The sequence below is a fragment of the Pseudomonas sp. BRG-100 genome, assembly GCF_000737955.1.
GTDB lineage: Bacteria > Pseudomonadota > Gammaproteobacteria > Pseudomonadales > Pseudomonadaceae > Aquipseudomonas > Aquipseudomonas synxantha_A.
Window position 1 is genome coordinate 5,854,237 of the sequence record NZ_JPRX01000001.1, and the last position, 20,044, is coordinate 5,874,280.

The following is a 20,044-nucleotide window of genomic DNA, read 5'->3' on the forward strand; positions in this document are numbered from 1 at the left end:
CATCACTGTTCGCGTGGTGGGCCTGGCCTGCCACGTTCCGTAATCCCAAGGACCCGCCCCAATGCTGCTGCGCCACCCGCCCTTTCTTTTTGCCGCCCTGACTCTCAGCTCGCTGGTACAGGCCGAAGGCCTGCAACTGGCGCCAGTCGAAGTCACCACCACTGAAGCCAGTGCCGGCGAAATTGCCCAGGCACAGCTACAGCGCGTGCCCGGCGGCAGCAATTACATCGATATGAGCAGCGTGCAACAGGGGCGGGTGAGCAGTAACGAGGATGTGTTCAAGTACCAGGCCGGGGTGTACGCCAAGGCGGCGAATAACGAAGGCGTGAAGCTGTCCATTCGCGGTTCGGGCCTGAACCGCAGCCCGGGTGCCCACGCGTCCGGCCTGTATGAAATGTTCGACGGTCTGCCGCTCACGGGCCCGGGCGGTACACCTTATGAGCTCAAGGACCCGCTGTGGCAAAGCCGCGTGGAAGTGCTGCGGGGCGCCAATGGCTTCGATCAGGGCGCGTTGGCCCTGGGCGGTTCGGTCAATTACGTGACCCACACCGGCTACGACGCGCCCAAGCTGCAAGTGCGCTATGAGGTCGGTAGCCGCGGCTATGCTCAGCGGGAGGTCAGTTCCGGCCAGGTGCTGGGGGATGCCGATTACTACATCAGCCTCACCGATTCCGAGTCCGACGGCTACCAGCACCAAAGCGCGGGAACCGGCAAGGGCATCGCCGCCAACTTTGGCTACCGCTTCAACCCGGACCTGGAAACGCGCTTCTACCTGCGCTACCGCGAAACCACCAACGATTCCCCCGGCAAGCTCACGCGCTACCAGATCAGCCATGACCCGCGTGCCGCCAACAGCCTCAACGCCGCCCGCGATTCAAAACGCCTGCAACCGGGCTCTACCTGGATCGCCAACAAGACCACCTTGCAACTGGACGACAACGCCCGAGTGGAAGTCGGGCTGGCCTATCACGACTACCCGATGGATCTGCGCGAGGGCACCAACCGCCTCAAGGTCGCCTACACCGATATCAGCGGCACCCTGAACTACATCCGTCAGGACAGCCTGTTCGGCCATGCCAGCAAAACCACCTTCGGCCTGCGTACCACCCAGGCGATGCCCAATAACGGCGCGTCGGAATATGTACGCATCCCCGCAGGCAACACCGCCATTTATGCCCCCGGCACCAAAACCCGCGACTACAGCTACCTGGGCTCCGACACCGTGCTGCATGTAGGCAATGAGCTGGAACTGCTGGAGGATCTGTGGCTCACCACCGGCCTTGCCGCGATCTACACCCGCCGCGAAACCCAGGTGACTTACCCCGATGGCCAGGCGCCGCTCAGTCAACATGACTGGGATTACGCACCGCGCATCGGTCTGCGTTACGACTTCACCCCGCAATTGCAGGTATACGCCAACCTGAGCCGCTCGGTAGAACCGCCGCACGCCTGGTCGATGATCTGGGGTTCCAACAAATACTTCGGTCCGGGCAGCGGCGCGGCTACGGGGCTACAGCGCGAAGGTGTGAAGTTACGCAATCAGACCGCCACCACCCTGGAAATCGGCGGGCGCGGCGAAGCGTGGCTCGGCCAGTGGGACCTGGCCCTCTACCGCTCTGAAGTACGCCACGAACTGCTTTCCGTGGAAACCCAGGCCCAGACTGCCAACAGCAGCGCGATCATCGCCGAATCCAACGCCAGCCCCACCATGCACCAGGGCGTGGAACTGAGCCTGCTCAGCCCGCTATGGGACGGCGGCCGCAACGGCAAGCTCGACCTGCGCCAGGCCTATACCTTCAGCGACTTCCACTACCGTGACGATGACCGTTTCGGCGACAACACCTTGCCCGGCATCCCCAAGCATTACTATCAGGCGCAGGTGCGCTACAGCCACCCGACGGGTTTCTACACCAGCCTCAACACCGAACATGCCTCGCGGGTAGCGGTGGACTACGCCAACTCCTACTACGCCGCGGCCTACACCACCCTCGGCGCCACGTTCGGCTATGACGCGCCCAAGCAAGACTGGCAAGCCTGGGTCGATCTGCGCAACCTGACCAACCGTCGCTATGCCAATACCGTTACGCCGGGGTACGACGACAAAGGCGTGGACGCAGCACGTTCTACCCCTGCCGATGGGCGGGGTATCTACACCGGCGTGTCGTGGAGCTGGCGTTAAATCAACCTTCGTGCTGGCGCAGGCGCTTGTACAGGGTGTTGCGGCTCACTCCCAACTCCCGCGCAAGGTGGGAAATATTGCCGCCCACGGCTTGCAGGCGTTGGTTGAGGTCAAGGTTTTCATCCAGGCGCTCGCAGGTGGGCAGCGGCGCCGTTTGCTTCAAATCGGTAAAAAAATCATCGGGCAGATGTTCTGCGCGGATCGGCTGCTCCTCGGCCATCGCCAGCGCCACCTGTAACACGCTGCTCACCTGACGCAAATTGCCCGGCCACGGATGTTGCTCGAATAAGCCCAGCACCTCGGCACTCAGCCCGGCCCACTGGTTCGGCTCGCGATGTTGCTGCCACAGTTGCTGGAATAACGCTTGCTTGTCGGTGCGCTCGCGCAATGGCGGCAACTCCAGGGTCAGGCCACCGATGCGGTAGTACAAATCCTCGCGAAAGCGCCCGGCCTGCACCAGCTCGCGCAGTGCGCGGTTGGTCGCCGAGATGATGCGCAAATCCACCGGGAACACCTCACTGCTGCCCACCGGTTGCACACAGCGCTCCTGCAACACCCGCAACAGGCGGGCCTGGGTCGGCAAGGGCATATCACCGATCTCGTCGAGAAACAGCGTGCCCTTGTCCGCCTTGCGAATCAGGCCAATGCTGCCTTTCTGATTGGCGCCGGTGAAGGCGCCTTTTTCGTAGCCGAACAGTTCCGATTCCACCAGCTCAGCGGGAATCGCCGCACAGTTCACAGCGATCAATGCCTGTCGGCTGCGCGAGCTGGCCTGATGCAGGGCTTTGACGAACACCTCTTTGCCCACCCCAGTCTCGCCGTGAATCAGCAATGGAATGTCCTTTTCCAGCAGGCGTTCGGCCTGGCGCACCGCTTTCTCCATGCGCACATCGCCAAAGTGCAGGGTCTTGAGGTTGATCGAGGGCAGCGCTGGCGGCGGTTGGCTGAACACCCGGGCCTGCACTGGCATCTGCCTGGGTCGCTTCAACAGGCACTGGAAGCGGTTGCGCCCAGCCGCCTGCAACGCAAAGGGCAACCCTTCGGGCTGGTTGAGCAACTCCAGCAGCGACACCTTGAACAGACTGTCGATCATCACCCGCGACAGGCTGATGCCCAGCAGGTTATCCGCACGCCGATTGGCTGATAGTACCTGGCCGCTTTCATCAAAGATCAGCAGGCCGGCCCACTGGCTGTCGAGGTTGCTCAAGCCGGTGTTGAAGGTCAGTTGGAAATGTTCGCCACGGAACAGGTTGAGGATCAGCCGGTTTTCCACGGTCTGACTCATCATCTTGACCATGCCCAGGGTATGGGAGGGCGGCAGGTAGCTGTCGCTGGACACATCCAGCACCGCGATGATTTCGCGCTGGGCGTCGAAGATAGGCGCCGCTGAACCGGTCATGAAACGGTTGGCCTTGAGGAAGTGTTCATCGTGCTCGATATGCACAGCCTGGGCGCAGGCCAGTGCGGTGCCGATGGCATTGGTGCCGCTGGCACGTTCCATCCAGCTGGCGCCGGGGCTGAAGCCACGGGCCAGCTTGGGTTCGATAAACCGCTGGGTGCCCCACGACGTCAGGACCTGGCCCTGATTGTCAGCCAGCATGATCAGGCAGTTGGAGTTGCTGAGGATGTTCTCGTAGTAGGGCAGTACTTCCTGGTGCGTGGTCTGCACCAGTGAATGCTGGCTTTCCAGGAGTTGACTGATGCCTTCGGCGGGCAGTTGGTCAAAGCTTGGCGTGCTCTGGTGGTCCAGGCCGAAGGCGCGGCAACGGCGCCAGGATTCCTGGATAAGGGTGTCGTGTGCCAGTGGTTCGGCCATGGTGCGACCTTCATTTTTATTGTTATTGGATGTGCACATTCAACCATTGAAATGGGTTCAAGTGTGGGAGGGGGCTTGCTCCCGATAGCGGTGTGTCAGTCAGCATTTTTTCACTGACACACCGCTATCGGGAGCAAGCCCCCTCCCACATTTTTATCTTGTGTTGGTCATGAGAGTGTTGTTCAGAACTGTTCATTGTCAACCCCGAAAGTGTTCAGTTGTTCAGCCACTTTGTTCACTCCTGAACATCACCATTAACCCATTCCCTTACGCATCAAGCGCTTGCAGTTTTGGCACGAAACTCGCTCTGACACCTGGCCAGATTCATTCCAATAATAAAAAGGTCGTGTCATGTCATTGACCCTGGAACATGTCTCCCGCGTTGTCGACGGCCAAACCTGGATCGACGACGCCAACCTGCGTTTTGAAGCCGGCTCTTTCAACGTCTTGCTCGGTCGCACCCTGTCCGGCAAAACCAGTCTGATGCGCCTGATGGCCGGTCTGGACAAGCCCGACAGCGGCCGCATCCTGATGAACGGCGTAGACGTTACGCAAAAGCCGGTACGCCTGCGCAATGTGTCGATGGTCTACCAGCAGTTCATCAACTATCCCACCATGACCGTATTCGAGAACATCGCCTCGCCGTTGCGCCAGGCCGGTGTGTCCAACGAGCTGATCCAGAGCAAGGTGCTGGAAACCGCCAGGATGCTGCGCATCGAGAAGTTCCTGCAACGCCACCCGCTGGAACTGTCCGGTGGCCAGCAGCAGCGCACCGCCATGGCCCGCGCCCTGGTCAAAGACGCCGAACTGATTCTGTTCGATGAGCCCCTGGTGAACCTGGACTACAAACTGCGCGAAGAGCTGCGTCAGGAAATGCGCGAACTGTTCAAGGCGCGCCACACCATCGCCATTTACGCCACCACCGAACCCAACGAGGCTCTGGCCCTGGGTGGCACCACCACCATTCTTCACGAAGGCCGGGTGATCCAGAGCGGCAGGGCCGCCGAGGTCTATCACCAGCCGCAAACCGTGCTGGCCGCTGAGCTGTTCTCCGAACCGCCGATCAATCTGATGCCAGGGCGCATCAGCGGCAACGAAGTGAGCTTCGCCAATTTCGTGCATTTCCCACTCAACGTCGACCTGCGCCCCATCGGCGAGGGCGAGTTCCGTTTCGGCGTGCGTCCCAGCCATATCAGCCTGGTACCGAGCAATGACGATGACCTGGAGTTGGCGGTGACCGTGGAAGTCGCCGAGATCAGCGGCTCGGAAACCTTCCTGCATGTGCGCAGCGAGCACTTCCTGCTGGTGCTGCACCTGCCGGGGGTGCATGAGTACGATGTGGACGCGCCGATCCGCGTGTATATCCCCACCCATAAACTGTTTGTGTTCGATGGCCAGGGCCGTTTGGTCCAGGCCCCCGGGCGCCGTGTTGCGAGGGTTGCCTGATGGCCGAGATCCATTTGCGTAACCTTGCCCATAGCTATAGCCCCACGCCAAAAGGGCCTGACGACTACGCCATTCGGGAAATGAACCATGTGTGGGAGCAGGGCGGTGCCTACGCGTTGCTCGGGCCTTCGGGCTGCGGCAAGTCCACGCTGCTCAATATCATCTCCGGCCTGCTCAGCCCCTCTGAAGGCCAGGTGCTGTTCGATACCCAGGTGGTCAACGACCTCACGCCGGAGAAACGCAATATCGCCCAGGTGTTCCAGTTCCCGGTGGTGTACGACACCATGACGGTGTTCGACAACCTGGCCTTCCCGCTGCGAAACCAGGGCATGGCCGAGGCGAAAATCCACAGCAAGGTGCAGGAAATTGCCGAAGTGCTGGACCTGGAAACCCTGCTGAGCAAAAAGGCCCGCAACCTCACCGCCGACGAAAAACAGAAAGTCTCCATGGGCCGTGGCCTGGTGCGCGATGACGTGTCGGCGATCCTGTTCGACGAGCCGCTGACGGTGATCGACCCGCACCTGAAATGGAAACTGCGGCGCAAGCTCAAGCAGATTCATGAGCAGTTCAATATCACTATGGTCTACGTCACCCATGATCAACTGGAAGCCTCCACCTTCGCCGACAAGATCGCGGTGATGTACGGCGGGCAGATTGTGCAGTTCGGCACCCCGCGTGAATTGTTCGAGCGGCCGAGTCATACCTTTGTCGGCTATTTCATCGGCAGCCCTGGGATGAATCTGATCGAAGTGCAGGCCAAGCCTGGCGGCGTAGGCTTTGCCAACACACTGCTGCCGTTGTCCGACGCGTTGCAGCAACGTATCCATGCGACCGACTGCAAAAAACTCCAGGTTGGCATCCGCCCGGAATTTATCCATGTATGGGATGACCACAACCCTGACGCCCTGCAAGCCGACGTCACGCATGTGGAGGACTTGGGCACCTACAAGATCATGACCCTCAACCTCGACGGCGCCACGCTCAAAGTGCGTCTGGCCGAAGACAAACCGGTGCCGGAGGGCAGGGCGTCCATCAGCTTCCCCGCGCAATGGCTGATGCTTTACGCCGACGATTACCTGCTGGAGGTGGCGCCATGAACAAGGTGCAGAACAACAAGGCCTGGTGGCTGGTGTTGCCGGTGTTCCTGCTGGTGGCGTTCAGTGCGGTGATCCCGATGATGACCGTGGTCAATTACTCGGTGCAGGATATTTTCGACCAGTCCAGCCGCTACTTCGTCGGGGCCGACTGGTACAAGCAGGTGCTGCTTGATCCGCGCCTGCACGACTCGTTGCTGCGCCAGTTCATCTACTCGGCCTGTGTGCTGCTGATTGAAATCCCGCTGGGCATTGCCATCGCCCTGACCATGCCGACCAAAGGACGCTGGTCATCGCTGGTGCTGATTATCCTCGCCATTCCGCTGCTGATTCCATGGAACGTGGTCGGCACCATCTGGCAGATCTTTGGCCGTGCCGACATCGGCCTGCTGGGTTCGACCCTCAACGCCATGGGCATCAGCTACAACTATGCGGCCAACACCATGGACGCCTGGGTCACCGTGCTGGTGATGGATGTGTGGCACTGGACCTCGTTGGTGGCGCTGCTGTGCTACTCGGGTTTAAGGGCCATTCCGGATGTCTACTACCAGGCCGCGCGGATTGATCGTGCATCGGCCTGGGCAGTGTTCCGACATATCCAGTTGCCGAAGATGAAAAGCGTGCTGTTGATCGCGGTGATGCTGCGCTTCATGGACAGTTTCATGATCTACACCGAGCCTTTCGTACTAACGGGGGGCGGGCCGGGGAACGCCACCACCTTCTTGAGTCAGACGCTCACCCAGATGGCCGTAGGCCAATTCGACCTGGGCCCGGCAGCGGCGTTTTCGCTGGTGTATTTCCTGATCATCCTGTTGGTGTCCTGGCTGTTCTACACCGCCATGACCCATTCCGACGCCAACCGCTGAGGCCGCCAACATGAGCAAGCGCAAGCTTATTCCGTTACTGATTTATATCCTGTTCCTGCTGGTGCCGATCTACTGGCTGCTGAACATGTCGTTCAAGAGCAACACCGAAATCCTCGGCGGCCTGACCCTGTTTCCCCAGGATTTCACCCTGGCCAACTACAAAGTGATCTTCACCGACCCGAGTTGGTACACCGGCTACCTCAACTCGCTGTACTACGTGAGCCTGAACACGGTGATCTCTCTGAGCGTGGCGCTGCCGGCAGCCTATGCGTTCTCGCGCTACCGCTTCCTGGGTGACAAGCACCTGTTCTTCTGGCTGCTGACCAACCGCATGGCGCCACCTGCGGTGTTTTTGTTGCCGTTTTTCCAGCTGTATTCCTCTATCGGCCTGTTCGATACGCACATCGCCGTGGCCCTGGCTCACTGCCTGTTCAACGTGCCGTTGGCGGTGTGGATCCTTGAAGGCTTCATGTCCGGCGTGCCCAAGGAAATCGACGAAACCGCCTACATCGATGGCTATAGTTTTCCCAAGTTCTTCGTGAAGATCTTTATTCCGTTGATCGGCTCCGGCATCGGCGTCACGGCGTTTTTCTGCTTTATGTTTTCCTGGGTCGAACTGCTGCTGGCGCGCACCCTGACCTCGGTCAACGCCAAGCCCATCGCGGCGGTAATGACCCGCACGGTCTCTGCGTCGGGTATTGATTGGGGCGTACTGGCGGCAGCGGGGGTATTGACTATCCTCCCGGGCATGTTGGTGATCTGGTTTGTTCGCAACCACGTGGCCAAGGGCTTTGCCCTGGGCCGGGTCTAGAGGAATCGATGATGGAATGGATGGCCTGGACCACCCCCACTGCGCTGTTCTTTGGCGGCATCGCCTTGATTCTGGCGGGCATGACCACCTGGGAACTACGCTCGCCGAGCATCCCACGGCGCGGGTTGCTGCCGATCAGCACCACCCGTGGTGATCGCTTGTTTATCGGTCTTCTCGGCAGCGCCTACCTGCATTTGCTGGTCATCGGCGTTACCGACTGGAGCATCTGGGTGGCGTCCGCGCTCTCCCTGTTATGGCTGTTGAGTGTGATGCGTTGGGGCTAATGCCCTTATGAATAAACAACCAGGAGGTCTCTATGTTGAATAAAAACAATAAGCTGCGACATAGCATTTCATTGGCCGCCGTACTGGCCCTCAGCGGTTTGAGCGCTTCGGCCTGGGCCGATGCGTATGAAGATGCCGCGAAAAAATGGATCGGCAGCGAGTTCAAACCCTCGACCCTCACCGAAGCCCAACAGCTTGAGGAGTTGAAGTGGTTTATCAAGGCGTCGGAGCCCTTCCGTGGGATGAAGATCAACGTGGTGTCGGAAACCCTCACCACCCACGAGTATGAATCCAAGGTACTGGCCAAGGCGTTCAGTGAAATTACCGGGATCAAGCTGACCCACGACCTGCTGCAGGAAGGCGACGTGGTGGAGAAGCTGCAAACCCAGATGCAGTCCGACAAGAATATCTATGACGGCTGGGTCAATGACTCGGACCTGATCGGTACGCACTTTCGCTACGGCAAGACCGAGTCCATCACCGACCTGATGGCCAACGAAGGCAAGGACTTCACCTCGCCAACCCTGGACCTCAAGGACTTTATCGGCCTGTCCTTCACCACCGCGCCGGACGGCAAGATCTATCAGCTGCCCGACCAGCAGTTCGCCAACCTCTACTGGTTCCGCGCCGACTGGTTCGAACGCCCGGAGCTGAAAGCCAAGTTCAAGGAAAAATACGGCTACGACCTCGGCGTCCCGGTGAACTGGTCGGCCTATGAAGACATCGCCAAATTCTTCAGCGAAGACGTCAAGGAAATCGACGGAAAGCGCATCTACGGGCACATGGACTACGGCAAGAAAGACCCGTCCCTGGGCTGGCGCTTTACCGATGCGTGGTTTTCCATGGCCGGCGGCGGTGACAAGGGTTTGCCCAACGGCTTGCCGGTGGACGAGTGGGGCATTCGTGTGGAGGACTGCCACCCGGTGGGTTCCAGCGTGACCCGCGGCGGCGACACCAACGGCCCGGCGGCGGTGTTCGCCACACAAAAATATGTGGATTGGATGAAAGCCTACGCGCCGCCGGAAGCGGCGGGCATGACCTTCTCTGAATCCGGCCCGGTGCCGTCCCAGGGCAACATTGCCCAGCAGATCTTCTGGTACACCGCGTTTACCGCCGACATGGTCAAGCCGGGCTTGCCGGTGGTGAATGCCGACGGTACGCCGAAATGGCGCATGGCGCCGTCGCCGGTCGGGCCGTACTGGGAAAAGGGCATGAAGAAGGGCTATCAGGACGTAGGCTCCTGGACCTTCCTCAAGTCCACGCCTGAGAAACAGAAACTCGCGGCCTGGCTGTACGCGCAGTTCGTGACCTCCAAAACCGTGTCGCTGAAGAAGACTATCGTTGGCCTGACGCCGATTCGGGAGTCTGATATCAACTCCCAAGCCATGACCGACATGGCGCCCAAGCTCGGTGGCCTGGTGGAGTTCTACCGCAGCCCGGCGCGCACCGAGTGGTCGCCAACCGGCACCAACGTGCCGGACTACCCACGCCTGGCGCAATTGTGGTGGAGCAACATCGCCGCCGCCGCCAGCGGCGAGAAAACCCCGCAACAGGCGCTGGACAATCTGGCCAAGGAGCAGGACGCGATCATGACGCGCCTGGAACGCTCCAAGGTGCAACCGGTGTGCGGCCCGAAAATGAACCCCGAGCGTGACGCGCAATACTGGTTCGACCAGCCGGGCGCGCCGAAGCCGAAACTGGCAAACGAGAAGCCCAAGGGCGAAACCGTGAACTACAACGATCTGCTCAAGCAGTGGGAGGCGGCGCGCAAGTAACAGCGCTGAGTGAGTACGACGCAACGGCACGTTTACGTGCCGTTTTGTTTGAAGCTTGAAGTGCGACACCCTGCATTTCATCCGGTGGTTCGAGACAGCCTGCCAGGTTACGACTAAACTGCTGAGCATTCATACAGGAGGTTATCTGATGGGTGTTCCACTTTCCCCAATTGTTTCCGAGTTTGAAACCGAAGAGCAGGCGAGTAGTCATGATCTCTGGTTTCGTAAAAAAGTCGAAAAAAGCTTGGCCAACCCCGGCCCCGGTGTACCTCATGACGAGGTCATGGCACGAGTTGAGGCGATTATTCTGCAAGCAGAGCTTGAGCAGCGGGCCAAGGCTTGATGTTGGCCGTTGTTTGGCTTGACGAAGCCATCGGCGACCTGATTGATATCGTGACTTTTATCGCAGCAGAAAACCCCGGCGCTGCACGACGCATCAAGACCCGCCTGGAAGGCGCGCCTCTACCATTGGCTGAGCACCCCTATCTGTATCCGTGCGGCCGGGTCCCAGGTACTCGTGAGGTGGTTGTACATCCCAATTATGTGCTGGTGTATAGAGTGACTGCTGAGCGGATCGAAATAGTCAACGTATTGCACGCCCGGCAAGAATATCCCTGAGCCTCCCGCCTTCGTATTTCATCAGCGAGCGCCTTCACTGCGACCGCTTATCCCCCCCTTCATAACCTCATTTGAATTTTCCGCACGCCCCGACGCTCTGCATTCTAGAAGCGCGTGAAGTTGAGCGCTCTTGCGGGGCCACCTTGTGGAAGGCCCGTTGTAACGGACTTTGCGGAAACTGCCATCATGACACTCCTTACAGCGCTGTCAGGCCAGCCGGCCTCTCTCACCGACTCGGCCCAAGGCCACCATCAACGGGTGTATCGACAGCTGTACGGCGAAACGCCAGACGCCGCCGAACTGGCGCGTGACTACCTGCAGGATCAATTGGCCCAGGTAGAGGAAACCGACTGCGACTTGCCTGAAGCGCCCGAACACCTGGCGGCCTGGGTCGAACAGCGCTGCGCCGTCGTGGCCCAGGCCTATGCCGACTACCTTGAGCAGCGCCAGCAAGGCCGGCCACGGCGTTATTTTCACAACAAAGCCCACGCGTTGTATGTCCTGCAGCGTGTGGCACCGACCAAACTGGTGGACGGCGCCTGGCTCTACGGCCTGCTGCACTATTGGCAAGACCAGCGCTTCGACGGCTTGCTCACTACCTATCTGGAGGAATTGGGCGACGGTGAGGCCGCGCAGAACCACGTGGTGATCTATCGCAAGTTGCTCAGCGACCACGATGCCGACAGCGAAGCCGGCCTTGAGGATGAGCACTACCTGCAAGGTGCGCTGCAACTGGCCCTGGGCCTGTGCGCCGACCAATTCCTGCCGGAAGTCATCGGCTACAACCTGGGCTACGAACAGTTGCCGCTGCACCTGCTGATCACCGCTTACGAACTCAGCGAACTGGGCATCGACCCCTATTACTTCACCCTCCACGTGACCATCGATAACGCCAGCAGCGGCCACGCCAGCAAGGCCGCGCAATCGGTGTTGGGCCTGCTGCCGCTGGGCGAGGGCAGGGCCGCGTTCTACCGCCGCGTCGCCGCTGGGTATCGCCTCAACGATCTTGGCCCGGGTACCACGGCTGTCATCCAGCAGTTCAACCTGCACGACGAAGTAGTCGCGATGCTTGAGCGCAAGCGCACCTTCGGCCAGCACATGCACTCGGACTACTGCCGCTTCGAAGGCCAGACCGTCAACCAATGGCTGGCCAAGCCGGGGCAGATCGGCGATTTCCTCACCGCCTTGCAGGACAAGGGCTGGATCAAGCGCAACCAGGACCCTGCCGACAGCCGTTTCTGGCAGTTGATCGAGGGGGCCGGCGCGGCGATGTTCGGGGTATTCAGCGCGGCGGAAAAACAGCTGCTGCATGACTGGATCGCCGGTGACTGGGCCAGCGGCCAGCGCGTGCCGCCGGTTCGACCGGGGCGCGGCAGTCGGCTTGCCCGCGAGCAGCAATGCCCGGCGGACCCCGACACCCAGGCCCTGGCCGATTCACTGTGGAACCTGCCCGACGAGCAACAGCTCAGTGCGCTGATCCCATGGATGTCAGCGCGGCGCCACAGCAGTCCCGCAGGCTTGTACGCCACCCGCCGCTTTATCCAACTGCGTGCGCGTTTGCGCTAAGGAATGTGCCTATGTCTGCCCAACAACTCGCTGATCGTGCCTTGCTGAACCTGGGCCGGGGGTTGAAGGAAAGCGGTTACCGCTTCATTACGCCGACGCCCTTGACCCATGAGCGCGTCTACCGGCGTTTGGCGACGCCGCTGGCGATGACGCTGCGCGACGTATTCGGCTGGTCGATGCCGTTCGACCACGACCTGTTGCCCGAGGCGTTTCGCGAAGAGTTGCAGCAAGCCGATGTGATCGAAAAGCACGATGCCTTATGGCGCAGCACGGTGCGTTGGTCGAGCCTCGACGATCTGCTGTTCGCCCATTCGCCGTATCCCACGGTACAAGCGGACGCGGTGTTCTTCGGCCCCGACAGCTACCGTTTTGCCCAGGTGATCGAAGCCCATTTGCAGCAGCGTTTCGAACCGCTCAAGCGTGCGGTGGACATTGGCTGTGGCGCCGGTGTGGGTGCCTTGGTGGTTGCCCGGGCCAGGCATGACGCTCAGGTGCTGGCGGTGGACATCAACCCGCGTGCCCTGCGCCTGACCGCCGTGAACGCCGAGCTGGCCGGGTTGAATAATGTCAGCGTGTACCACAGTGACGTGCTGGCCAGCGTCGAAGGGCAGTTCGACCTGATCGTCGCCAACCCGCCGTACATGAACGATGACCGCCAGCGTGCCTATCGCCATGGTGGCGGGGCGTTGGGGGAGCAGCTGTCGGTGCGCATCGTCAGCGAATCCCTCGCACGCCTGGCTCTGGGCGGCAGCCTGTTGCTGTATACCGGAGTGGCGATGGTGGCGGGTGGCGATCCTTTCCTTGACGCGGTCAAGCCGTTGCTGGGCCGTGATGCCTACGGCTGGACCTACCGCGAACTGGATCCTGATGTCTTCGGCGAGGAGCTGGAAAAACCTGGCTATGAACGTGTGGAGCGCATCGCGGTGGTTGCGCTCACCGTCACCCGACTGCGTTGACCCCCGATGCTCACTTTCGGCATCGAAGAGGAATACTTCATCACCGATCTGCACACTCGCCGGATGCTCGGCGAGCCTTCGGCAGCGGTGCTGGCGGCGTGTCGTGAGGCGATCGGCGCGGGCTTTGCGTATGAAATGTTCCAGGGCCAGATCGAGGTCGCGTCACCGGTATTCAGTGCCAGCGCTGAAGCCGCGGATTACCTGGCGACAGTGCGCCGCAATCTGGCGCAGCGCCTGGGTGAATTTGGCCTCGGCGTGGTGTGTGCCGGCAGCCATCCGTTGGCCGACTGGCGCGAACAGCGGCCTACTGACCAAGCCCATTTCCAGCAGTTGTTCGACGATATTCAATACGTAGCGCGGCGCAGCGTATTGTGCGGGCTGCATGTGCACGTGCAGGTGCCGCACACCCATGACCGCATCGCCGTGATGAACCAGGTGTCACCGTGGCTGCCGCTGCTGTTGCTGCTCAGTTGCTCCTCGCCATTGTGGGATGGCGCGCCCAGCGGCTTTATGAGCTACCGCCAGGCCGCTTGTGATGAATGGCCGCGCATGGGCGTGCCGGAACATTTCGCCGATTGGAACGAATACCTGCGCTACCTCGCGTTGCTGCATCGGATGGGTGCAATCAAGGCCGATGGCAACGGCTGGTGGGGCATCCGCCCGGCGGCGCGTTACCCAACCCTCGAACTGCGCATGACCGACGCCTGCCCGCGGTTGGCGGATGCCCTGGCCCTGGCCACGCTGTTTCGCGTCATGGTCACCCATGCCTGCGGCCTGGAGCGACCCGGCGCCGGGTTCTGTGCGCAAACGCGCTGGCTGCTCAAGGAAAATCGCTGGCAGGCCAAACGCTACGGCGCGGGCGGTCACTTTGCGTTGGACGACACAGGCGCCATGGGCAGCGCCGAACAGTGGTTGCACTGCGCGCGCCAGACGTTCGGTGCCACCGCAGAGGCCATGGGCGAGCCGCGGCTGTTCGATACGCTGCAAGCGCTGCTGCGGCGCGGCAACAGTGCCACCGAACAGTTACGTTGGTACGCCCAGGCCCGCGCCGACGGTGCCGATGAGGTGGGCAGCCTGGGCAGCGTGGTCGACCACTTGCTCGCTCAGAGTCGCGGCGACCATTGATGGGCTGCGCACAGGCGCCTTTTGATGTGTCAGGCCATGGCTTGCGGCTGAATACGCAACTCGCCGTCCACATCCTTGACCAAGCCACTGGCCACGAACAACGGCGCCAGGCGCTTGTGCAACTGCGGCTCGACAAACTCCTTGACCGTGTCCAGCACCAGCACGCCACTGAGCGGCAACTCGGCCTTGGTGTACGACAGCCATGCCTTTTTCGACGCCATCAACACATCGCTGCCCGCCGTCGAAGCGAAACGGCGATGCACCGGCTTGGCGTCGAAGGCGAAGGTGTGCTGGAACTCATAGCCGCTTTCGTCACCGTCACTGGCAGCGCAACGCACGCACGTGCAGGGGCCATCGCCGAAGGCGCTGCGCAGGTAGGCGTTGAAGTCCACCACGGGCTTGAGTGACAGGCGCTTATCGACCTCGAACAGGTCCCCGGTCATTTTTTCGTCAGTGTTCAACGTCCATTTCCTCGCAGTCGGTTGCTGTGTTTCAAAGCGCGGCACAATACCAGCCGAGCGTGGGTTTGGGGATTATTTGCGTCGTGGGAGGGTCAGCGGAAGAACTCACCGGGGGTGGAATCGAACTGCTGACGAAATGCATTGATAAACGCTGAGGTCGATTCATAGCCACACCCCAATGCCACATCCGTCACCCGCTCGCCTTGTTCCAGGGCGGGCAGGGCGCTCAACAGGCGCAGGCGCTGGCGCCACGCGCGGAACGTCAGCCCAGTGTCCTTGAGGAACAAGCGGCTGAGGGTCTTTTCGCTGACGCCCAGCCTGGGGCTCCAATCCCCCAGGGTGGTCTGCTGCTCGGGGTGCAGGTTCAAGCTGCGGTAAATCTGCCGCAGCCGCGGGTCATGGGGTAGCGGCAACATCAAATCCACCTGGGGGGCGGCTGCAAGTTGGTCGAGCAGCACCTGGGCCAGGCGCCCATCCGGCCCATCTTCAGCATATTCCACCGGCACCTGGCTGAAATTACGGATCAACTCGCGCAACAAACTGCTCACTTCCAGCACCTGACACCGTTCGGCCGCCCAGGCGGTGACGCTGCAATCGAGGTACAAGCTGCGCATTTCGGTATGGGGCGAACTGAACACCCGATGGGGCATGCCTGCCGGAATCCAGACGGCGCGCTGCGGGGGCGCGACGAAACGGCCGACGCTGGTGTGGATCTCCAGCACCCCGGAAATCGCGTAGGACAACTGCACCCACGGGTGGCTGTGCCGTCTTGTCAGCGCCCGATTGGGCAAGGACTCGGTACGCCCATACACCGGCCGTGGCAGGCTGGAAAGCCCGGGCACACTGCGCCGCACGGTTTTTTCATGTCCTTTTGGCGGCATTTACTGGCTCATTGGCGTTAGTCGGTAAAGGATCGTTACGTTAGAGTCGCCGGGACGCTCTTGGCAACCCCTGGAAGATTTGCTTATGACCCGCCCGCGCTTTCTGCCCGACAACTTCACCCTGACCCTGATCGCCACAGTGATCCTTGCCTCCCTGCTGCCGGCCAGCGGCCAGACCGCCGTGGCCTTCGGCTGGGTGACCAACCTGGCCATCGCGCTGCTGTTTTTCCTGCACGGCGCCAAGCTGTCGCGCCAGGCCATCGTCGCCGGCGCCGGCCACTGGCGCCTGCATCTGTTGGTGTTCAGCCTGACCTTTGTGCTGTTTCCGTTGCTGGGCCTGGCGCTCAAGCCGGTGCTGTCGCCGCTGATCGGCACTGAGCTGTACATGGGCATGCTCTATCTGTGCGCGTTGCCGGCCACTGTGCAATCAGCGATTGCCTTCACGTCCCTGGCCCGCGGCAATATCCCGGCGGCGATTTGCAGTGCGGCGGCTTCCAGCCTGTTCGGTATCTTCCTGACCCCGCTGCTGGTGGCGCTGCTGCTGAACGTACACGGCGATGGCGGTTCCACCGTCGACGCGATCCTGAAGATCAGCGTGCAGTTGCTGCTGCCATTCATTGCCGGGCAAATCGCCCGCCGCTGGATCGGCGACTGGGTCGGGCGCAACAAATCCTGGCTGAAATTTGTCGACCAGGGCTCGATCCTGCTGGTGGTCTATGGCGCATTCAGCGAAGCGGTCAATGAGGGCATCTGGCACCAGATCCCTCTGTGGCAACTGGGCGGTCTGGTAGTTGCCTGCTGCGTATTGCTCGCGTTGGTGCTGGTAGCGTCCACGTTGTTGGGCAAGGCATTCGGTTTCAGCCAGGAAGACCGCATCACCATCCTGTTCTGCGGCTCGAAGAAAAGCCTGGCCACCGGCGTCCCTATGGCCCAGGTGCTGTTCGCCGGGGCGAGCATGGGCGTGCTGATTTTACCGTTGATGCTGTTTCACCAGATCCAGCTGATGGTGTGCGCGGCGCTGGCTCAGCGTTATGCCCAGCGCCCGGAAAGCATCCCTGAGTTGATGGGGCAGGTGGATCCGTGATGCACCTCTCATTCCCAGACAAATAAGCTCAAGTTAACCGCTGCGCCGACGACTAACTTCTTACTAACCCAAGAAGGAGTCTCGGCATGAACGTTCGTCGATTTGCGGTAGTGACAGGCCTTCTTTGCCTATGGGCAAGCACCTGCGGCGCGGCGCAGACGGTGGGGCAGGGCACCATCAGGTTCACTGGCGCCATCGTCGAGCCGGGGTGTGCGACAAATGCGCGCAGCGGGTCGGTGATGGAACTGCGCGGCTGTGCCAGAGTGAGTCGCGGTAGCCGCTTCGAGGTGCGCAATGTGGCGCCGGTGGCCAGCGTCAACGCGGCCCACGTGCGGCTGGTGGCAGACAGCGGCGAGGGGCGCTATTACGACCAGCGCTATCTGCTGGTAGACGCCGCCGGCAAGCCCATTCAGTCCGGCAACTACATCATTACCATGACGTCGCCATAAGCCATCGGGCGACGATCCGCATCAACAGCCGTGCGAGAAACCTATAGAATGCTCGGCGGCGGCGCTTGTCCTGGGTGGCCGCTTGATCATCGCCAGAGTACCCCGCCCGTCAATGAGCCTTTCAGCCGCAACCCCCCAAGCCAATTGGCAACCGGTCATCGCCCTCGCGCTGGCCGCGTTTGTGTTCAATACCACCGAATTCGTGCCTGTCGGGTTGCTCAGCGCCATTGGCGCCAGCTTCGACATGCCCGTGGCCAGCGTCGGCCTGATGCTCACCATCTATGCGTGGATCGTGTCCCTGACCTCGCTGCCGGTGATGCTGCTGACCCGCAACGTCGAACGGCGCAAGCTGCTGATCGTACTGTTCGGTCTGTTTATCGCCAGCCATATTCTCTCTAGCGTGGCCACCAGCTTCGGTTTGCTGATGGTCAGTCGTGTCGGCATTGCCTTGGCCCACGCGCTGTTCTGGTCGATCACCGCCTCGCTGGCCGTAAGATTGGCGCCCGAAGGCAAGCAGGTGCAGGCCCTTGGCCTGTTGGCCACGGGCACGTCCCTGGCGATGGTGCTCGGCATTCCCTTGGGACGCCTGCTTGGTGAGGCCATGGGCTGGCGTACCACGTTTCTGGTGATCGCCGCGTTCGCCGCCGCCCTGGTGTTCTGGCTGGCGCGCACCTTGCCGCTGTTGCCGAGCCAGAACTCCGGTTCCCTGCGTAGCCTGCCGCTGCTGTTCAAGCGCCCTGCACTGGTGGCGCTCTACGTGCTGACCGCGATGACCGTCACCGCGCAATTTACCGCTTACAGCTACATCGAACCCTTCGTCGAAGGCGTCGCCGGGCTGGGTGGCAGTGCGGTGACGTTGATTCTCTTGGTGTTTGGTGGTGCCGGCATTATCGGCTCGTTGTTGTTCAGCCTGGTGCACCGCTTCAACCCGCACCTGTTCGTGATCGGCGCAGTATTCATCCTCGCCGCGTGCCTGGCCCTGATGCTGCCGTTGAGCGGCGCCGAGTCTTACCTGGTGGTGCTGAGCATTTTCTGGGGCATGGCAATCATGGGCTTTGGCCTGGCCATGCAGTCCAAAGTGCTGGTGCTTGCACCGGACGCCACCGACGTGGCCATGGCGATGTTCTCCGGTATCTACAACATCGGCATCGGCGGTGGCGCGTTGATGGGCAGTTGGGTCGGCAGCCACTTCGGCTTCGCCTGGATCGGCGCGGCGGGCGGGTTGCTGGCGGCGCTGGCGTTGGTGGGATATTGCCTGGCGATTCGGCGGTTTGGGACGGGTGTGGTGACGCAATAGTGGGATTCAAGTGTAGCCAGGCATTCCTCATGTAGTGAGGCACCTAGAGGGCAGTGAAGTAAGCGCGGTGCATACAAATACCACAGGGGATTTATCAATAGATAAAATCCCCTGTGGTTGTTTTTGGGGTAAGGACCACTTTGCTTGGTGTATCAATATTCGTCTCTATCTCTTGGTTCGTCGTCGTCTTGAGCTTCCCAATCGTCAATGACTTGCTCGATGCGGCTTAGGGAATCGTAAGTTAGGGTGCTAGCTTCCCCATCTTTTTCAAAGCGGTAAGCTTCTGATTGGTCGACTAATTTGTCGCCTTCATAACGCCCTCCTGTTAGATCTTTATGTATGTCATATCCTTTATAGTTTTTTACAAATGCCATGTCAGTACTCCTTGTATAAGGCTTGGTTGAAGTGAACGGCTATTCAGTTATAAATCTTCAATAGGTAGTGAAGTATTGAAGTGATTTAAAGGTAGAGGGAGTAAGTGTGGTTGGGTACTGTCATAATTGACAGTTTTTTATATGGTTTAGCTATATTAGGGTTATTCATACACAGGCGACTATACGGCTGCAAAGGGGCCGAGCCGGGATTAGAGTCCGGCGCGGTCTCTCGGCGGAACATAATGCTTCACCCCGCCGGCATCCACCGAGGCCACCGAAGTATTCAGTATCCATTGCAGTCCCAATTCCCGGCTGGCTTCGATGATTGACGGGCGTGTGCCATCGCCCATGGATGCTGCGATTTGCGGGCCGCGGTCCACCACGATTACCCGAATATCGGCCAGCTGACGTCGATGTGGTCGGCGTTGAGGGCTTATTCCAGGGTGCCCTGGGTTTTCAGCAGGGTGATCAGGGTTGAGGATTTCTGATAGCCGATACGCAGGGTCTCCTGGGCGTCGGCGCTCACGGCGATGGAGAAAACCAGCGATCCTAATACAGCAGCAAACGGGCGGCGAAGGGTCATGAGCGGCTCGATATTCAACGGAATGAGCCGAAGCATAAGGTTCTGAAAACCGGTTGATAAATACCCTTTCGATCTGAGCTTAAGGACACTTGGGGCATTCTCCATTGACTGACTGTGCATCTGCCAGATCGGGCCATGAGCAATCATTCGTTGAGGCGACACAGGCCAAAATGTGGGAGGGAGCAAGCTCCCTCCCACAGGTGTGACATGGGCGATCATCGCCGCAGTACTGGTAAAACTCAGCAAAGTTGAAGAGCCGCGAGCAAACACGGGAACCCTCCCACCCGACACGTGTCCCCGCTTCCCATGTCACCCTCCACCGCGCAAATCCCTTAATTTTTCAAGCCTGCCGGAAGCCCCTCCAGGCCCCCGGCTGCGC

General features: G+C 60.6%; 19 protein-coding genes and 2 pseudogenes. 15 read left to right on the forward strand and 6 right to left on the reverse strand.

The features are described 5' to 3' along the window. The first annotated feature begins 61 nt into the window (after positions 1-61). Positions 62-2,179 carry a TonB-dependent receptor family protein gene (locus JH25_RS01420; protein WP_032880723.1) on the forward strand — a complete coding sequence of 706 codons (2,118 nt, stop codon included), beginning with the start codon at positions 62-64 and terminating at the stop codon, positions 2,177-2,179. Between the two features lies 1 nt (position 2,180). On the opposite strand, the gene JH25_RS01415 is transcribed toward JH25_RS01420, so the two are convergent. After that, a complete protein-coding gene (locus tag JH25_RS01415) occupies positions 2,181-3,995 on the reverse strand; it encodes a sigma-54-dependent Fis family transcriptional regulator (protein WP_032880724.1) in 1,815 nt (604 codons plus the stop codon). Positions 3,996-4,346: 351 nt separating this feature from the next. Between JH25_RS01415 and JH25_RS01410 the strand changes: the two genes are divergently transcribed. From JH25_RS01410 to JH25_RS01360, 11 genes are all read left to right on the forward strand, one after another. Then, complete coding sequence (locus tag JH25_RS01410) at positions 4,347-5,441, forward strand: ABC transporter ATP-binding protein (RefSeq protein ID WP_032880725.1); 1,095 nt, start codon at positions 4,347-4,349, stop codon at positions 5,439-5,441. Next, the gene (locus tag JH25_RS01405) at positions 5,441-6,538 is read left to right on the forward strand and encodes an ABC transporter ATP-binding protein (protein WP_032880726.1); all 1,098 of its coding nucleotides are present in this window, start codon (positions 5,441-5,443) and stop codon (positions 6,536-6,538) included. Before JH25_RS01410 ends, JH25_RS01405 begins: the two co-directional genes overlap by 1 nt. Further along, complete coding sequence (locus tag JH25_RS01400) at positions 6,535-7,401, forward strand: carbohydrate ABC transporter permease (protein WP_005789024.1); 867 nt, start codon at positions 6,535-6,537, stop codon at positions 7,399-7,401. The genes JH25_RS01405 and JH25_RS01400 overlap by 4 nt, the downstream gene beginning before the upstream one ends. Positions 7,402-7,411: 10 nt before the next feature. Further along, positions 7,412-8,212: a carbohydrate ABC transporter permease gene (locus tag JH25_RS01395; RefSeq protein ID WP_003232361.1), complete on the forward strand. Its 801-nt coding sequence runs from the start codon at positions 7,412-7,414 to the stop codon at positions 8,210-8,212. Between the two features lie 11 nt (positions 8,213-8,223). Further along, positions 8,224-8,496 carry a DUF2160 domain-containing protein gene (locus tag JH25_RS01390; protein ID WP_003192011.1) on the forward strand — a complete coding sequence of 91 codons (273 nt, stop codon included), beginning with the start codon at positions 8,224-8,226 and terminating at the stop codon, positions 8,494-8,496. Positions 8,497-8,528: 32 nt separating this feature from the next. After that, positions 8,529-10,271, forward strand: a complete 1,743-nt coding sequence (locus JH25_RS01385) for an ABC transporter substrate-binding protein (protein ID WP_003192009.1) — start codon at positions 8,529-8,531, stop codon at positions 10,269-10,271. Between the two features lie 148 nt (positions 10,272-10,419). Continuing rightward, positions 10,420-10,614 carry a type II toxin-antitoxin system RelB family antitoxin gene (gene relB / locus JH25_RS01380; RefSeq protein WP_032880727.1) on the forward strand — a complete coding sequence of 65 codons (195 nt, stop codon included), beginning with the start codon at positions 10,420-10,422 and terminating at the stop codon, positions 10,612-10,614. Beyond that, a complete protein-coding gene (locus JH25_RS01375) occupies positions 10,614-10,889 on the forward strand; it encodes a type II toxin-antitoxin system RelE/ParE family toxin (RefSeq protein WP_032880728.1) in 276 nt (91 codons plus the stop codon). Before relB ends, JH25_RS01375 begins: the two co-directional genes overlap by 1 nt. A 186-nt stretch (positions 10,890-11,075) precedes the next feature. Beyond that, complete coding sequence (locus tag JH25_RS01370) at positions 11,076-12,455, forward strand: iron-containing redox enzyme family protein (RefSeq protein ID WP_032880729.1); 1,380 nt, start codon at positions 11,076-11,078, stop codon at positions 12,453-12,455. An 11-nt stretch (positions 12,456-12,466) separates the two neighbouring features. Next, positions 12,467-13,411: a methyltransferase gene (locus JH25_RS01365; protein ID WP_032880730.1), complete on the forward strand. Its 945-nt coding sequence runs from the start codon at positions 12,467-12,469 to the stop codon at positions 13,409-13,411. A 6-nt stretch (positions 13,412-13,417) separates the two neighbouring features. After that, positions 13,418-14,536 (forward strand): carboxylate-amine ligase, encoded by a 1,119-nt coding sequence (locus JH25_RS01360; RefSeq protein WP_032880731.1) that lies wholly within the window; start codon positions 13,418-13,420, stop codon positions 14,534-14,536. Between the two features lie 29 nt (positions 14,537-14,565). Here JH25_RS01360 and JH25_RS01355 read toward each other — a convergent pair whose 3' ends face one another. Both JH25_RS01355 and JH25_RS01350 read right to left on the reverse strand, forming a co-directional pair. Further along, positions 14,566-14,997 carry a hypothetical protein gene (locus JH25_RS01355; protein WP_032880732.1) on the reverse strand — a complete coding sequence of 144 codons (432 nt, stop codon included), beginning with the start codon at positions 14,995-14,997 and terminating at the stop codon, positions 14,566-14,568. 92 nt (positions 14,998-15,089) lie between these two features. Then, on the reverse strand, positions 15,090-15,878 hold the full coding sequence (locus tag JH25_RS01350) for an AraC family transcriptional regulator (protein WP_032880733.1): 789 nt from the start codon (positions 15,876-15,878) through the stop codon (positions 15,090-15,092). A gap of 85 nt (positions 15,879-15,963) precedes the next feature. On the opposite strand from JH25_RS01350, the gene JH25_RS01345 reads away from it, so the two are divergent. The 3 genes from JH25_RS01345 to JH25_RS01335 all read left to right on the forward strand — a co-directional run bounded on the left by JH25_RS01345 (position 15,964) and on the right by JH25_RS01335 (position 18,708). After that, entirely contained in the window at positions 15,964-16,962 is a 999-nt protein-coding gene (locus tag JH25_RS01345) for a bile acid:sodium symporter family protein (protein WP_032880734.1), read from the forward strand. A gap of 86 nt (positions 16,963-17,048) precedes the next feature. After that, complete coding sequence (locus tag JH25_RS01340; RefSeq protein ID WP_032880735.1) at positions 17,049-17,411, forward strand: type 1 fimbrial protein; 363 nt, start codon at positions 17,049-17,051, stop codon at positions 17,409-17,411. Between the two features lie 112 nt (positions 17,412-17,523). Further along, positions 17,524-18,708 carry a sugar transporter gene (locus tag JH25_RS01335; RefSeq protein ID WP_032880736.1) on the forward strand — a complete coding sequence of 395 codons (1,185 nt, stop codon included), beginning with the start codon at positions 17,524-17,526 and terminating at the stop codon, positions 18,706-18,708. A 152-nt stretch (positions 18,709-18,860) separates the two neighbouring features. On the opposite strand, the gene JH25_RS01330 is transcribed toward JH25_RS01335, so the two are convergent. The 3 genes and pseudogenes from JH25_RS01330 to JH25_RS28835 all read right to left on the reverse strand — a co-directional run. Further along, positions 18,861-19,082, reverse strand: coding sequence for a hypothetical protein (locus tag JH25_RS01330; protein ID WP_032880737.1), 222 nt, complete (start codon positions 19,080-19,082; stop codon positions 18,861-18,863). Positions 19,083-19,330: 248 nt separating this feature from the next. Next, positions 19,331-19,483, reverse strand: a pseudogene (locus tag JH25_RS29155) (NAD(P)/FAD-dependent oxidoreductase); the annotation flags it as partial. Between the two features lie 35 nt (positions 19,484-19,518). After that, positions 19,519-19,665: pseudogene (locus JH25_RS28835) on the reverse strand (ABC transporter substrate-binding protein); the annotation flags it as partial. Between the last annotated feature and the right edge of the window lie 379 nt (positions 19,666-20,044).

Coding starts and splice junctions, on each gene's coding strand:
- JH25_RS01400 (WP_005789024.1), top strand. CDS start 6,535: ATGAACAAGGTGCAGAACAACAAGGCCTGGTGGCTGGTGTTGCCGGTG.
- JH25_RS01365 (WP_032880730.1), top strand. CDS start 12,467: ATGTCTGCCCAACAACTCGCTGATCGTGCCTTGCTGAACCTGGGCCGG.
- JH25_RS01385 (WP_003192009.1), top strand. CDS start 8,529: ATGTTGAATAAAAACAATAAGCTGCGACATAGCATTTCATTGGCCGCC.
- JH25_RS01370 (WP_032880729.1), top strand. CDS start 11,076: ATGACACTCCTTACAGCGCTGTCAGGCCAGCCGGCCTCTCTCACCGAC.
- JH25_RS01420 (WP_032880723.1), top strand. CDS start 62: ATGCTGCTGCGCCACCCGCCCTTTCTTTTTGCCGCCCTGACTCTCAGC.
- JH25_RS01350 (WP_032880733.1), bottom strand. CDS start 15,878: ATGCCGCCAAAAGGACATGAAAAAACCGTGCGGCGCAGTGTGCCCGGG.
- relB (WP_032880727.1), top strand. CDS start 10,420: ATGGGTGTTCCACTTTCCCCAATTGTTTCCGAGTTTGAAACCGAAGAG.
- JH25_RS01335 (WP_032880736.1), top strand. CDS start 17,524: ATGAGCCTTTCAGCCGCAACCCCCCAAGCCAATTGGCAACCGGTCATC.
- JH25_RS01360 (WP_032880731.1), top strand. CDS start 13,418: ATGCTCACTTTCGGCATCGAAGAGGAATACTTCATCACCGATCTGCAC.
- JH25_RS01390 (WP_003192011.1), top strand. CDS start 8,224: ATGGAATGGATGGCCTGGACCACCCCCACTGCGCTGTTCTTTGGCGGC.
- JH25_RS01330 (WP_032880737.1), bottom strand. CDS start 19,082: ATGGCATTTGTAAAAAACTATAAAGGATATGACATACATAAAGATCTA.
- JH25_RS01340 (WP_032880735.1), top strand. CDS start 17,049: ATGAACGTTCGTCGATTTGCGGTAGTGACAGGCCTTCTTTGCCTATGG.
- JH25_RS01410 (WP_032880725.1), top strand. CDS start 4,347: ATGTCATTGACCCTGGAACATGTCTCCCGCGTTGTCGACGGCCAAACC.
- JH25_RS01405 (WP_032880726.1), top strand. CDS start 5,441: ATGGCCGAGATCCATTTGCGTAACCTTGCCCATAGCTATAGCCCCACG.
- JH25_RS01415 (WP_032880724.1), bottom strand. CDS start 3,995: ATGGCCGAACCACTGGCACACGACACCCTTATCCAGGAATCCTGGCGC.
- JH25_RS01375 (WP_032880728.1), top strand. CDS start 10,614: ATGTTGGCCGTTGTTTGGCTTGACGAAGCCATCGGCGACCTGATTGAT.
- JH25_RS01395 (WP_003232361.1), top strand. CDS start 7,412: ATGAGCAAGCGCAAGCTTATTCCGTTACTGATTTATATCCTGTTCCTG.
- JH25_RS01345 (WP_032880734.1), top strand. CDS start 15,964: ATGACCCGCCCGCGCTTTCTGCCCGACAACTTCACCCTGACCCTGATC.